Origin of the sequence: Herminiimonas contaminans, assembly GCF_015645465.1 — a bacterium.
In the GTDB taxonomy this organism is placed as follows: Bacteria; Pseudomonadota; Gammaproteobacteria; order Burkholderiales; family Burkholderiaceae_D; genus Oxalicibacterium; species Oxalicibacterium contaminans.
In genome coordinates, this window is sequence record NZ_JADOEL010000001.1 from 147,422 (window position 1) to 161,668 (window position 14,247).

The following is a 14,247-nucleotide window of genomic DNA, read 5'->3' on the forward strand; positions in this document are numbered from 1 at the left end:
AGAGATAAAGTACATGGATGTGAATTTTTATTGATTTTTGACAAGTGTCAAAAGTTCATCCAGACACGCTCTGCTCGCCCAGCCAGTGCAGGCAGGTGGGTAAATATGAGGGGAAAACCGTAAGAACCGGATAGAGAGACGCGTTGCAAACGCCCTCAAGTGAAAAGGAAGATATTAGCTCGCGAGAACAGACAGGATCAGGTCGGATGACCCAGCAACCGTGCGTGAAGCGCAAAGTCCGCGGCTTTGCCGCCCGCAGCAGCCTTCTCCTGCTGCGCGCCGTCAAACTGCATCACGCCACCATGGTCATCATGATGCGCAACCATGCGACGTTCGCTTTGCAATTGCTGCAAGTCGGATTCCGGCAGGCTGGAATAGGTAGCCAGGTCTGCCACTGCCACCGCATTCGGCCAGCGCCGACGGTTCAGGTTACGGAAGCGGAAATACTCGACCGCGGCCCACAACAATAATGAACCAGACAACGCCATCACGATCAGCGCATAAGAAATCGTCAGGTGGCGCACATTGAGCATGTCGGCCGCATAGGTCAGCTCATTGATCGTGTGGTAACCCAGCATCCCTGCCACCAGAGTAATCAGCGGCCACCACAGGTACACAAAGAAACCCCAGAACACAACAGTGATCAAGGCGCTGACAACTTTGGTCAACGGCGCCACCAGATGTGGTTTATTAAGGATGAGCGGATTGGTTTGCTCTTGCAGGTCGCTAGTCATGATTGCCTCGATGCGGCTGTGGTACAGGTTCATTGCTGGTCGGCGGCAATGCTTTCACGTGCACGCCGTCGGCCGAGCCGACACCACGATCCGGGCTGACCCAGACCGCGCGCCGTCCGCTCTTGCGAAACAGAACTTTAGGCACCGACCAGACGGTGGTACACATATTCAGCATCCAATAAAAAACCGGATACCAAATCATCCAGAAGTAATGGCGATACACTTTTTTGTCGTAATGCCGGTCCAGGATCATGCCAACCAAGACCTGCAACAAACAGGTGGTGCCGATCAGCACGCCGTGCCAGCTCGGGAATATCTCTACGCGCCACAGCGGCGGTATGTAAATGAACAGACTGAGGATATATAGCACCAGCACCGTCACCATGGTGTAAGCCCACAAGACTGACAGGTTGTACTCGATGTACACCAGCCACAGGCGACGCAAATGCCAGTGGCGGAAGATGTAGGCGTATTTGAAAATCGCCTGCACGCCACCCATCGCCCAGCGCAAACGCTGCTTCCATAAACCCTTTACCGTTTCCGGCATCAGGATCCAGCACAAGGCGCGCGGCTCGAAGCGTACATCCCAGTGGTTCGCCTGCAGTTTCCAGCTGATGTCGATATCCTCGGTCAGCATTTCCGGACTCCAGAAACCGACATCCAGCAAGGCGCGACGACGAAACATCACGACCACGCCGGAGACAGTGAACAGGCGACCATAAATACGTTGCGTACGTTTGATCAGGCCAACGATGGACGAGAACTCACCGATCTGCAAACGTCCGAGCAAAGTCGAACGTGTGCGTATGCGCGGATTGCCGGTCACTGCGCCGAGACGCGGGCCGGTTTCAAAATGCTTGAGCAGCCAAGGGATCGAATCCGGGTCAAGGATCGCATCGCCATCTATGCACATCAGGAATTCACTCTTGGCGATCAGTGCAGCCGTATTCAAGGCCACGGCCTTGCCCTGGTTGCGCGCCTGGTGCACGACACGCAACTTCGGATGGGTCGCGATCAATTCATCGAGGATGGCACCGGTGTTGTCCTTGCTGCCATCGTTGACGCAAATGATTTCGTAGTCCGGATAGTTCAGGCGCGACAGGGCATCGACCACGCTACGTATATTGTCGCCTTCATTGAAGCACGGCACGATCACAGAAACCGGCGGCGTCGACTTCAGCTCCGTCAGTGGATTCTGGTCATGCAGGCTAGTCCTCTCATAACGCAGGTAATACGTAATACCACCAATGATCCAGACATACGCCATGAACAAAGGGTAGTAAAAAGTAAAACCGAAGAGGACGTTTTCAAAAGTCATGACTATCTCCGCGCCGGATGCGTTTCTACGGAGATTTCAGGTTTGATGATGTCTTCTTCCGGCTGATTCGCATGGAAGTCGTCCGGGTAGTAGCCGACGCCGCGTGCTCCGGCCAGGCGCAATTGACGTATCTGTGCCGCCAGTGTCTTCGACGGAATAGGCTGGCCCGTGCGCCAATCCTTGCTTTGCAATTCAAAAACTGTCGTGCGCAGGGCGCCCGGCGTTTTCTTCACCGTATCCATCAGGTGTGCAAGCCATGCAGTAGCATCTTTCGCGCCTTCCATATATGGCATGGCCATGATAGCGGTGTAGTCGTAGGTCGCGAGGAAGCTAGGATACGTCTGCGCGAACCAGTCTTCCGAATCCGGATTTAGGATAGGTTCCGCATAGATATTGCGTGCTGTCATCAGTGCAGGCTGGTATTGGCGCAGCGTTGCGGCCAGCTGCAAAGTGAATTCATTCAGGTAGGCGGTTTTCTTTTGCGCCCACAAGCGACGCAGTTGCGGATCTTGGCGCAACTCTTCCATCGAACCCGACAGCTTCCACTGATCGCGATACACTGCCAGCGCCGCCGGGCTGGCATCTTCGTAATCCGACAAGGTCGCATCGTCGTGGAACAGCACACCGTAGAAAGCGGAATGTTTGCCCAGGTCTTCGTATATCTCGGTAATGGTCTGACGCGCCAAAGGATCGAAAGGTGACAGACGCAAATAACGATTCTGCGACGCAGATTCCGGTGCGCCCGGCATGGTTTGTACCAGATGCGTCGCTGCCGGATGGGTATCCGGCAATTTGAAAGCCATTACCGGCATCCAGGCAAATACCCGCACTCCGCCACGCGTGCGTAACTGCCATGAAACACGCGTAAACAAATCAGCACGTACCGGCATATGACGATTCGGGAAATACAGGGCGTCGGCCACGCCGTCGCCATCCGGATCCGCATACGCCTGCAAATAAACAGTAGTCGGACGCAGGCGCACTATGCGATCCAGCAGCTTGGACAAATTCGCTTCCTGTACTTCCGGATCGGGATCGTAGATGTAATCAAGGTCAATATGGATTACGCGCTCCATAGGACGTTCAACGCCATCATAGGTCGCTGGCTGGCGCAGTATTTCAGCCATGCCATTGAGTTCAGTATCAAACACCACCAAGGTACGACGGATGTAATTCGGATCGTCGTTCGGCGTATTCGGGCCAGGCTCCAGGTTGAGCGAAATCGGCATGCCGACTTCCGCCGCAATCTTATTTGCGATCTGGCTATTCGCACCGTACGGCCACACCATCGCACGCGGACGTTTGCCGGTTTCCTTTTCGATCAGGCTGGCGCTGCGTTCGAGGTCTGCGCGTATGCGCTTGGTATATGCCTCATCACTTTCGTATTGCTTGTTCTGTGGCCAGTAAAAACGCGTAATCGCCGCTGGCATCATATTGCCCTGCGGATTACCGATGATGCCCTTATGCAGACTGTGCGAATGCGAAGCCACTTCGATCAGACCCGAAGCCTGCATCTCGCGGACCTGATCCCAGTTCACGAATGCCTGGCGTGGTGCCTTGATATCGCCGAACTGCACAGCTTGATCTTGCGGCGTCTGTATCCAGTCACCGACGATGGCGATCAGAGCCGGGAAGCCGAATTGCTTCAGCATCGGAAACACCTTGGTGTATATGCTTTCAAAGCCGTCATCGAAGGTCAGCAGAATGGCTTTCTCCGGCAAAGGTTTCTTGCCTGCGCGTGCATCGATGATTTGTTGCAGGCTGACCGGATGATAGCCGTTCTGATCCAGCCAGCTCAGTTGTGCGATCAGGTCGCGCGTATCCACCGCAGTGGCTTCCGGCCAGACCTTGAAGCTTTCCCTGACGTTGTCACGCACATCGTGATAACACAGCACGCGGTAAGACTGCGGCACATCCATATCCTGTGTCGCGATTTGCAAGCGTGATACTTCCACCCCTGCGGCTGGCTGCGACCATGCAAAGCCTGGTAGCAATGCAATCAGCAGCACACTCAGCAGGTGCCGGAAGAGATGTTCAGGTTTGCGCAGACTAATCAGCGCTGTCGCCAACAGGTTCTTCACTTTATCGCCCAATTCAAATTCAAATATCCGTAATGCCGCTTTTCGCGCATGCCGTCATACGGGTGCATGCTGACGCCGAGGCCGTAGCCGATGCTGAATTCATCGTCAAACGACCACAGGTGCCCATATTGCAAACCGGAAGTGGTGCCGGTGTTGTAACCTTCCTGCGAGTAACGACCGGTGTAGACCTGTACTTGCTGCACCATCCAGCGGCGGTAACGGCGCCAGGTACGCCATTCGCCCAGCAGCGCAACGGTCGCTTCACGATCACTGATCGGATTGAAATACACAGTATTCCGCGCACTGTTGCGCGAAGTTGCCAGCGACACCATGGAATCCAGCTTGAAGATAGGACCACTGATCCAACGCTCCGTCCATGCGATACCGAACACATCGCGATTATTGCCATCGCTATATTTAGTATTGGATATCTCCGCATCGATGCTGCGCGATTCGTTTTGCTGCCAGGTCACACCGGCCAATACGCGACGCCCAGTCACATTCGCGTTGTAGGCAGCCGCTGACAAATCATTGACGTTGCTATCTGCCGCCATGCGCATGCGCCAGTGATCGGAGAAATACTTCACAAACTGCAAAGCGATACCGCTTTTATCCGCGTTTTGTGTAGCCTGATTCACTTCACCTTCGATCTCCAGATCACGTACACGGTAATCAAGACCGACGCCGATACGGGTACGCGGTACGCTGGTTTCAGTCGGCAGACGGCGATCGATGCTACCGGTCGAACGAGAGAGATGCGTGAATACCCGGTACTCTTCACCCAGCGTATTGGTCAGCGGCGCCGAATATAACTGCGCATCAAAAATTGACTCCGCTCCGGCCAGCTGCCCGCCCTTACCTATGGTCGTGCTGACGCGCAGAAATGGACGGTCATGGATGTCCAGCTTGCGTGCGAGGTTTTGCACGCCTTTATCTTCCGGGTAATCAGCAGTCAACGGCCGTGAAATAATCTTGGCCTGCGCAAATTCATTCAGCGCCAGCAGGCTTTCCCCACGTCCGACCTGCGCACCCAGCGACTTGTCATCATCCATTTGCATCAGCGTGAACTCTTCCAGCGCAGCGCGCGGATGTTCACGCGAGCTTTGCAGGCTGGCCCACGCCAGTCTCACTTGTCCGTTGAATGGCGCGATCCCGCGCAACTCGGCCAGATGCTTTTCGGCTGCGTTCAGGCGATCCGCATACAAACGCATCAAAGCGGGCGTGACGGTAGCGGTCGGATAATCACCGTTCGGCGCTTCGACTGACGGGATGCCACGGTTGGCCAGGGTCGGCGTCACCTTCATCACACCGTCAGCCATGTCCTGCGCCTCATCGTGTTGCTCGCCTTCGCTATACGCATAAGCCAGGCCATTGCGCCAGGTATCAATATTGGCCACATCGCCGCGACCCGCTTCACTGATGGCGGCTATATATAAATCACGCGCCTGCTCTGGTTGCTCCAGGTAGAGATAGGCATCGGCTGCCGCGGCCTTCGCATAGGACGGCATCACGACTCCGGCGGCCAGCAATTCCTGATACAGCTGCACAACCTGTTTCATCAGCTGCCGGTCGCGCAATGCCACCATCCGGTCAAACTGGGTCGCAGGCTGCGGATCGTAGTGATGCAAGACATTTGCTGTTTCGGCTATGGCGGCATCGGTAGTCTGGAAACGTGGCTGTTTGGTATCGACGAGCAGTTGGGCTTCGCCGAAATTGACAGTATGGCCAGCGACCGAATGCGCGAGTTGTCTCTGCTCTTCCTTGCTGAACCAATCCTTGCGCTTATCTGCAGTGCGCGCTGCCAGATACGGCATACCTGCACCGTTCAACGCAAACACATAGCCGCGATAAGCTTCTCGCGATTGCGGATCAAGCCGCACAGCGTCTTGGTAAGCATTCGCTGCATACAAGGCTTCTTCACGACGGGTGTAAACAAAACCCAGCAAGGTAACCATAGCTGCATCGCTGCGCTTGTACGCAGAGCTGAATGCAGGAAGAAAACTTTGTACATACTGCAAGGCGGCGTCAGGTTGCTTTTGTCCCAGCAGCGCGTGAACCAAGCCAGTACGTGCTTCCATATCATCCGGACTGGTACGCAGCACGAGGCGGTAGATTTTTTCCGCCTGCGTCCAGCGCTCGGCAGAACGGGCAGACTGCCCGAGTGATTTCAATACGTAAGCTGGTGTCCCAGTGACACTGAGTTCATCCGCATATGCCAGTGCACTATTAAAGTCACCAGCCCACGCGTAGACAACCACCAGGTCATACAGAATTTTTTGATTTTGCGGATACTCGCGATGCCAGGCTTGCAGCTTCTCCAGCGCATTAGCGGTCTGACCGTCGCGCGCAGCAAGGATCACGGCATCATATTCACCTGATGGGATAGCTGCTTGTGACAGATGTGTCACGCCGAAACCCAAAAAGCAAAATGTGATTCCCGATACTGCTACTTGCAAACGATTGCGCTTATTTTTCATGAGCTCGCTATAAAAAATGAATGTGTATTTTTTTACTTGAAAGAAATACACACCTTTAAAAGCGAATCGCCGACCAGTTGCGCCTCTTTGCCAACAAATGTCAACTTAATAACAAACCGACATATTTGCGGGCGTAGAGTTCATACGGGCTAAATAGCAACACAGATTCACTTGCACCTAAAACTGTTGCCTTGAAAGAAAAAAGCATGTTGCTGGTTTCTTCTCTGCTTCATTTATCTACCCATAAAACAGGGGATGAGCAGGCGACGAAAATTACTTTTAAAAAGTAGAACGGACTGTATCAGAGGGACGAAGCCAGATCGTCAAAAAATTGTCAACAATTGCTAATTAATTGTTGAATTAATACACTCATAAACGGCAATTGTTAACGATTGAAACATCGCCAGTTTTTACGCATGTAAACATTTATTTGCTGACACAAAACGGGTAGAAATTTGCAGAGAAAAAATGTTTCCATGAGGCATTTTTTCTGTCTCGATGAGATAACAAAAAAAACCTACATTGCCGCTGCAAAATTAGTTTCCGAATGGAAATTTTTTTGGGAAAAAATCAGCACTGACTTTATGCCCTAAGCCATGCATCGAGCTTGAGCCTGCCTGCTTATATTCCCTGAAAGACGAAAGGCTGGGCCGGAACAAAGCTGCCGCTGACTTCGCCTGAATATGTGTGCGATTGATGCGGCCCCAGATCCAGTTTCTGCACACGCCCGGTCTCTTTCGAGAAATCGACTTTCCTGATATCGACCCAGAATGTATTCGGCGTCATCGCTGATTCAAAGAAATAGAGTTTGCGCTTGTGATCAAACACGGTGCGCCAGCGGGTCGATGAAATCTCTGGCTGATCCGGTGTCGCAATGCCCAGCGGCACAGATACATTTCGTATGACACTGAAGACGCTGGCCAGGCTTTCATCAGACGTGGATTTTTGCGGAATCGCATTCACGTAAAAAGAAGCTCGCGCAAAACGGTCGGATGCCCGATTCGTACCCGGCAACATGACGGTGCCACCTATCTGCTGCCAGTAGCTATTCAACGCAAGTTGCTGATCATAAGTCGGTGAATTGGTCATGACCTGATACTGGCGACCATGATGGATCACTTGCTTGCCGTTGATGTATTCAAACACCGCACTGTCGCCGCTGGCGTCGGAGATAGCCAAGTGCAAGGTAGTCAGGCGCTGCTGACCCGGCACATTGTCAGTGACCAGCGTAAACGGTTCCTTCTCGAGCACTGCCACCGCTTCCGCCACACTGGAAAAATTATCCAGCACGTATTGCGTCCATGCAGCAATCGTCAGGCCCGGTTTACTGCTCGCTTCATACTTTGGATACTGCGATTCCGTCAGCCACAAGACGCCCGCATACAAACCTGCTTCATTCACACCATCGGTGGTGGATACATCATAAGCAGTCGTCACAACCGAACCATACTTCGCCGTCCAGCGCAGCGAATTAGGCCCGACCTCACCGTTACGCTCCATACCGCGCGGCAGGATGTAGAGGTTGCTGCCTATATCGTATTTCCAGTCCATGGAACGGGCGGTGACCACGTTGCCATCCTGTCCCAGATAAACGAAGCGCGTACACGCATAACTATGCATAGGTGCTGCGAACAAGCTGAGCGCGCACAGCTGCACTGTCAATTTTCGCCACTGCCTGAACCGGAATCCCATAAGACCTCCTGTAGAAATGGAAAGTGCAACGTCTGTCTGGTGACAAGCGTCAATATAACCGGTAATCAGGGGAACGCGAATTTCAGGAATGCGGACGGCACTCCATAGACTGATGGAGTGCCGTGTAAACGAATGATGGGATGCAGGTGTCAGGACATGTGCATGGCAGGCACAGCATCCTCGAACTCATGCTTTTTTTTATTGATAGCGACATCCAGATCTGGGCGCTGTATGCCGTTCTTTGCCGCGACGACTTCAGCCATGATGCTGATGGCAATTTCTGACGGCGTTTTGCTGCCTATATAAATACCGACCGGGCCATGCAGGCGCGCCAGGTTTTCACCGCTGACCTCGAAATGCTCGGCCAGACGTTCCCGACGTGCCGTATTGTTGCGCCGGCTGCCTATGGCACCGACATAGAATGCCGGACTGACCAGCGCTTCCATCAGGGCCAGGTCATCCAGCTTGGGATCATGCGTCAGTGCGATGACGCAGGTGCGCTGATCCGGCTTCATCTCGTACACTGCGTCGTCCGGCATACCTTCCACGAAGCGCACATTCGGCACACTCCAGCCACGCCTGTACTCATCACGTGGATCACATACCGTCACGGAGAAACCGCTAAAGGCTGCCATCGTCGCCAGGTACTCGGTTAATTGTCCGGCACCGATCAGCAACATGCGGTAACCCGGCCCGAACACGGCTTTCATCGCAAACTTGGTAACCGCCAATGCCGATGGCCTGTCAGCCGGAGCCAGCGCCACCGCACCGCTGACCAGATCCACCGTCCGCTGTACCAGTGCACCAGCTTCCAGCTGGCTGACCAGTTGTTCCAGTGCATGCGCATCCGGATTGAACTCCAGCAGTAATTCCAGCGTACCGCCACAAGGCAGGCCGAAGCGATGAGCTTCATCCGCTGACAAGCCATAGCAATCCCACTGCGGCCGCCGCGCCTGCCCTTTTTCATTGAGAAAGGCATCCTTGTTCGTGAAGCGCGTGATCAAGTCATCCTCGATACAGCCACCAGAGACCGACCCGACCACACTGCCCGTCTCGCACAATGCCATCAGCGAACCGACCGGACGTGGTGAGGCACCCCAGGTTCGCGTCACGGTTGCCAGCACTGCGTGCTTGCCTTGCAAACGCCAGTCGCGCAAGGTGCGCAATACGATCAGGTCGAGGTTCTCCATCATGACTCCTTAACCGCCCAGGTAGGCGCGACGAATTTCAGGATTGGACCGCATTTCAGCCGACGTACCTTGTGTCACGATATGACCGTTCTCCAACAGATAAGCCCGATCACACATGGCTAGCGCAGCGTAGGCATTCTGTTCGACGATGAGCACCGTCGTACCCTCCTTGTTGATTTCCTGGATCAGGCTGAAGATTTGCTCAACGATATTCGGTGCAAGTCCGAGTGATGGTTCGTCAAACATGACCAGCCGTGGCCGCGACATCAGCGCACGTGCGATTGCCAGCATTTGCTGCTCGCCGCCGGACAAGGTGCCCGCCACTTGCTGTATGCGCTCGCGCAAACGCGGGAACTTGTCGAACATGCGCTCCATATCGTCACGCACCTGCGGCTTGTCCTTGCGTCGGTATGCGCCCATCTCCATGTTTTCGCGCACTGTCAGTTGCGGGAAGACGCGTCGCCCTTCCGGGCAATGCGAGATACCGTGATCGATGACTTCGGCCGGTGACGCACCAGAAACCAGATGACCATCCATGCGTATGCTGCCATGCGCCAGCGGCTCCAGTCCGTTAATGGCGCGTAGCGTGGTCGACTTGCCCGCGCCATTGGCACCAATCAGGGTAACGATCTCGCCTTCGTTGACTTCCAGCGAGATTTTGTTGATGCCGGTAGTGGCACCATAGCGCACGGTGATTTCTTCAATTTTCAGCATGTTCAATCCCCGATCCAAGATAGGCGCGAATGACTTCAGGGTCATTCTGAATTTCAGATGGCGAACCGGTGGCGATCAGGCGGCCGTAATTCAGCACCACAATGTGATCCGAGATAGACATCACCATGTGCATGTCATGCTCGACCAGTAGCACGGTGACGCCGCCCTGCCCTATGCGCCTGACCATTTCCTTGAAGGCTTCGGTTTCCGATGGGTTCAGCCCCGCTGCCGGTTCATCCAGCAGCAGCACTTTCGGCTTGGCTGCCAGTGCAAGTCCGACACCTAACAAGCGCTGCTCGCCGTATGACAGATTGGAAGCCAGTGTATTTGCCCGCGCACTAAGGCCGAGGAAGGCGATCAGGTCATGTGCCTGCGCCTGCAAGTCTGCTTCTTCCTTACGGAATTTATGCGTACGCAACAGCGATTGCAACACGCCACACTCACCCTTCAGATGCAGCGCAGTGAGTATGTTCTCCGCCACGGTACACGCTGAAAAAATGCTGGTACGCTGAAAACTGCGCACCAGCCCAAGCGCGGAGATTTGCTCAGGGGCCATGCCGGTAATGTCATGGCCAAATAATTTAACGCGTCCCGAAGTCGGTTTCATGTATCCGGAGATCACGTTGTAGGTAGTGGTTTTGCCCGCGCCGTTCGGACCGATCAGGCTGACGATCTTGCCAGCCGGTACCGCGAAGCTGGCATTGTCGACTGCTGTCAATCCGGCGATGCGCATGGTCACGCCTTCCAGCTCGAGTGCTGGTATCTGCTTGTTCTGGGTCTGAGTAGAATTCATGCTGTTTTCCTCCGCACGACAGGTGTTTGCTCTTGCACAGGGCGGGATGAATAGCGACGCAGCAGGTTACCGGCTGACGGCACCACACCTTTAGGCATGAAGACCAGGACTGCAATCATCAGCACGCCATAAATCATCCACTGGATTTCCGGCGACACGACGCCACGCAGCACTTCCGGCAGCAAACCAAACAACAAGCCACCAACTACCGGCCCTGCCAGCGTGCCCTTGCCACCGACGATGACCATGATGACCATCATGATGGTGAACATAAACATGAAGACATCCGGATCAATAATCCGCACCGTGTGTGCATACAGTCCACCAGCTGCACCGGCGATACCCGCAGCGAAGATAGTGGCAATGCCCAGATAGTGGGTCACACGGATGCCGACCGAACGCGCCAGCACTTCATTCTCACGCAAGGCGATCATGGCGCGACCGATACGGCTATGCACCAGCGCCGCAACCAGCAAGTAAGCAACGACGGCCACTGCCAATACCAGCCAGTAGGTCGACAACTTGGTCGAGAGATCGATCACCCCCTCACCCGGCACCCACATGGTCAGAGCCGGGATATTGTTCAGGGCCATCGGTCCTTCGGTCAGGTCTACCCAGTTGAGTGCCACCATACGCATCACTTGCGCAAAGCTGATGGTGACAATCACAAAGTAAGCACCGCGTACGCGGAATGCCAGCTTGCCGAGCAACCAGCCTGCGACCGCAGCGAATGCAATACCGCAAACAAAGGCCAGCCATACCGGCTTCGGCGTCACCACCAGCGGCTCCGTCATACCCCACAACGTGACATCAAAGCCCAGTGACAGTAGCGAGGTGGTGTAAGCCCCCAGGCCGAAGAACGCCACATGACCGAGGCTCAGTTGCCCGGTATAACCGAGCAGCAGATTCAGGCTGATCGCGGCGATGATAAAAATGCCGACCGAAGCCACCACCGACAGCAGGTATGGATCCGGCCAGATCAAAGGCAACAGCGCCAGCGCCAGGACGGAAATGCAAAAAGTCATTTTCTTTTTCATGATCAACCCACCCTTTCCCTGATGGTGAACAAACCTTGTGGACGGAAAATCATGACCGCAAGAATGACGAGGAAGCCCAATGCATCGCGATAAGCGGTAGAGATGTATCCGGCACCGAACTCTTCAACGATGGCGAGGATGAAGCCACCCAGTGCAGCACCCGGCAGATTGCCCAGTCCGCCCAGGATGACAATCGCAAACGCTTTCAGGCTGGCGAGATCACCCATGGTTGGCGTCACCACAAACACTGGTGCCAGCAAGGCACCCGCTACCGAAGCCAGACACGAACCCAGCGCAAAGGTCAGCGTGTAGATGTGCGATACATTCACACCGACGATTTTGGCTGCATCCTTATCCTGGAAGGTGGCGCGCATCGCCAGCCCCAGACGCGAACGTTCGATCAGCAGATAGAAGATCACCAGCAATGCAACAGCCGTCACCAGGACAAACAGACGGATAGGCGATACCGAGATCGCACCCCAGACTATCGGCTCCTGGCTGAATGGAGATGGCACCGATTTAGCGACACCGCCCCACATCAGCAACTCCGCGTTCTGCATAATGATCATCACGCCTATCATGATCAGCATGACTTCATCGATCGCCTTCAGGTCACGACGACGCAGCAGGAAGTATTCGATGGCAGTGCCGAACAGGAAGCCGACGATGGCAGCGACCAGCAAGGAAGCAAAGAAATTCATGCCGAACATGGCGACCACGCCATAAGCGACATACGCACCGAGTGCATAAAGCTCACCATGCGCAAAGTTCACCACCCGCATGATCCCGAAGATCAGGGTCAGGCCGATCCCGAGCAAGGCGTACGTCGAGCCAAGCACAAGCGCGTTTAACGTATGCTGTAATAATTGGTCCATAGGTATCCTTCGGCAGGGGGTGTTCAGCAAGCTGTCACGCCCACCCCGCGTATAGGTGGAAAATAAGCGGGCCGCTACACTCAGCCCGTACGCTAGGTCTTATTCGACGGCGTTGTTCACGCTCGTCATTTAACCGATACCTGGCCGTCCTTCAGTTCGACCACATAGACGTTCGGTGCCGCCTGCCCGCTTTCCTTACCGGCAGGACCTTCCTTGCCGAAGGCGATATCGCCATTCGCGCCCTGTACTTGTACCTTCCACAGCGCATCACGGATGGCTGCAGGTTCTGCCTTGCCCGAAACACGGATCGCTTCGGCGATCGTCAGGATCGCGTCGAAACCACGGAAGCCCTCGGTCTGGCCAGCGAATTCCAGGCCACGCGCTTTCCAGCCATCCATGAATGCCTTGGCAATCGCAGGATGTTTCGCACGCTCTGGTGCCCACGGGGCAAAGAACAGGAGATGCTGGCTGACATAACCTTTAGGGCCAGGTGTCTTCAGCAGTGGCTCAGGAAAGGAACCGCCGGTCGTGATGATGCGTTGTGGCAGACGCTGTTCACCAGCCTGGCGGATCGCCAGTGTCAGTTGTTCGATGCCCGACGTCACGATGACGGTATCGGAACCGCTACCTTTCAATGCAGCGAGCTGTGCCGACAGATCGGTCATATCAGGTGTCATGGTTTCGGTACGACCGATGGCGATACCTTTGGCTTCCAGCATTTTTTTGAATTCAACCGCGGCACCCAGGCCCCAGTCATTATTCACAGCGAGGAAATCAACTTTCTTGATAGCCGGGCTGTAGCTGTCGATCAGCTTGGCAAAGGCCTTGGCTTCCATCGCCGAAGTAGGACTGGTGCGGAATACCCAAGGATTGCCTGCAGTGGTGATCTTGCTCGATGACGCAGTCTCTACCACCATAGGGACGCCGTATTCCATCAGCTTAGGCATGACGGCGAGTGTGAAGGTGGAGCTCCATGCGCCCATCAGGACCGGCACTTTGTCTTTCAAAATCAGTTTCTCTACCGAGTTGACTGCTTCACGCGGATTGGATTTGTTGTCCTCGATCACCAGCTGCAGCTTTTTGCCCAGCACGCCACCGTTCTGGTTGACGTAGTCGGCCGCAATGCGTGCGCCGTTGGTGACGTAGGTGCCGGAAGCCGCGACCGGGCCGGTCAGTGGTTCGCTGACGCCGATCTTGATGGTTTCCTGCGCATAGGCAGATGTAGCGGTGAGCATGGCGAAGCCAAGAGAGGCGGCCCATGATTTTGAAGTTTGCCAGTTCATAGTAAATATCCTTAGTGTCCGAAGTGAGTGAATATCTGATTGATCAGTTCAGA

Annotated in this window: 11 protein-coding genes; all 11 read right to left on the reverse strand. The window is 54.7% G+C overall.

Features of this window, described 5'->3' with window-relative positions:
* Positions 1 to 197 precede the first annotated feature (197 nt).
* Entirely contained in the window at positions 198 to 734 is a 537-nt protein-coding gene (gene pgaD, locus IXC47_RS00675) for a poly-beta-1,6-N-acetyl-D-glucosamine biosynthesis protein PgaD (RefSeq protein ID WP_195874409.1), read from the reverse strand.
* Positions 727 to 2,052 carry a poly-beta-1,6-N-acetyl-D-glucosamine synthase gene (pgaC, locus tag IXC47_RS00680; RefSeq protein ID WP_195874410.1) on the reverse strand — a complete coding sequence of 442 codons (1,326 nt, stop codon included), beginning with the start codon at positions 2,050 to 2,052 and terminating at the stop codon, positions 727 to 729. Before pgaC ends, pgaD begins: the two co-directional genes overlap by 8 nt.
* A 2-nt stretch (positions 2,053 to 2,054) precedes the next feature.
* Positions 2,055 to 4,133 (reverse strand): poly-beta-1,6-N-acetyl-D-glucosamine N-deacetylase PgaB, encoded by a 2,079-nt coding sequence (gene pgaB, locus IXC47_RS00685; RefSeq protein WP_326838340.1) that lies wholly within the window; start codon positions 4,131 to 4,133, stop codon positions 2,055 to 2,057.
* Positions 4,130 to 6,610, reverse strand: a complete 2,481-nt coding sequence (gene pgaA, locus IXC47_RS00690) for a poly-beta-1,6 N-acetyl-D-glucosamine export porin PgaA (protein ID WP_195874411.1) — start codon at positions 6,608 to 6,610, stop codon at positions 4,130 to 4,132. The genes pgaB and pgaA overlap by 4 nt, the downstream gene beginning before the upstream one ends.
* 621 nt (positions 6,611 to 7,231) lie before the next feature.
* Entirely contained in the window at positions 7,232 to 8,230 is a 999-nt protein-coding gene (locus tag IXC47_RS00695) for a linear amide C-N hydrolase (RefSeq protein ID WP_230089345.1), read from the reverse strand.
* A 221-nt stretch (positions 8,231 to 8,451) separates the two neighbouring features.
* The gene (locus tag IXC47_RS00700; RefSeq protein WP_195874573.1) at positions 8,452 to 9,492 is read right to left on the reverse strand and encodes an XdhC family protein; all 1,041 of its coding nucleotides are present in this window, start codon (positions 9,490 to 9,492) and stop codon (positions 8,452 to 8,454) included.
* Positions 9,493 to 9,501: 9 nt separating this feature from the next.
* Entirely contained in the window at positions 9,502 to 10,206 is a 705-nt protein-coding gene (locus IXC47_RS00705) for an ABC transporter ATP-binding protein (RefSeq protein WP_175625141.1), read from the reverse strand.
* The gene (locus IXC47_RS00710; protein WP_175625140.1) at positions 10,193 to 10,999 is read right to left on the reverse strand and encodes an ABC transporter ATP-binding protein; all 807 of its coding nucleotides are present in this window, start codon (positions 10,997 to 10,999) and stop codon (positions 10,193 to 10,195) included. Before IXC47_RS00710 ends, IXC47_RS00705 begins: the two co-directional genes overlap by 14 nt.
* Positions 10,996 to 12,036, reverse strand: coding sequence for a branched-chain amino acid ABC transporter permease (locus IXC47_RS00715; protein WP_195874413.1), 1,041 nt, complete (start codon positions 12,034 to 12,036; stop codon positions 10,996 to 10,998). Before IXC47_RS00715 ends, IXC47_RS00710 begins: the two co-directional genes overlap by 4 nt.
* A gap of 2 nt (positions 12,037 to 12,038) precedes the next feature.
* Positions 12,039 to 12,911, reverse strand: coding sequence for a branched-chain amino acid ABC transporter permease (locus IXC47_RS00720; RefSeq protein WP_175625138.1), 873 nt, complete (start codon positions 12,909 to 12,911; stop codon positions 12,039 to 12,041).
* Between the two features lie 125 nt (positions 12,912 to 13,036).
* The gene (locus IXC47_RS00725) at positions 13,037 to 14,194 is read right to left on the reverse strand and encodes an ABC transporter substrate-binding protein (protein ID WP_195874414.1); all 1,158 of its coding nucleotides are present in this window, start codon (positions 14,192 to 14,194) and stop codon (positions 13,037 to 13,039) included.
* Between the last annotated feature and the right edge of the window lie 53 nt (positions 14,195 to 14,247).

Excerpts from the sequence above, each read along its gene's own strand:
- pgaD (WP_195874409.1), bottom strand. The coding sequence starts at position 734 with ATGACTAGCGACCTGCAAGAGCAAACCAATCCGCTCATCCTTAATAAA.
- pgaC (WP_195874410.1), bottom strand. The coding sequence starts at position 2,052 with ATGACTTTTGAAAACGTCCTCTTCGGTTTTACTTTTTACTACCCTTTG.
- pgaA (WP_195874411.1), bottom strand. The coding sequence starts at position 6,610 with ATGAAAAATAAGCGCAATCGTTTGCAAGTAGCAGTATCGGGAATCACA.
- IXC47_RS00695 (WP_230089345.1), bottom strand. The coding sequence starts at position 8,230 with ATGCATAGTTATGCGTGTACGCGCTTCGTTTATCTGGGACAGGATGGC.
- IXC47_RS00700 (WP_195874573.1), bottom strand. The coding sequence starts at position 9,492 with ATGGAGAACCTCGACCTGATCGTATTGCGCACCTTGCGCGACTGGCGT.
- IXC47_RS00705 (WP_175625141.1), bottom strand. The coding sequence starts at position 10,206 with ATGCTGAAAATTGAAGAAATCACCGTGCGCTATGGTGCCACTACCGGC.
- IXC47_RS00710 (WP_175625140.1), bottom strand. The coding sequence starts at position 10,999 with ATGAATTCTACTCAGACCCAGAACAAGCAGATACCAGCACTCGAGCTG.
- IXC47_RS00715 (WP_195874413.1), bottom strand. The coding sequence starts at position 12,036 with ATGAAAAAGAAAATGACTTTTTGCATTTCCGTCCTGGCGCTGGCGCTG.
- IXC47_RS00720 (WP_175625138.1), bottom strand. The coding sequence starts at position 12,911 with ATGGACCAATTATTACAGCATACGTTAAACGCGCTTGTGCTTGGCTCG.
- IXC47_RS00725 (WP_195874414.1), bottom strand. The coding sequence starts at position 14,194 with ATGAACTGGCAAACTTCAAAATCATGGGCCGCCTCTCTTGGCTTCGCC.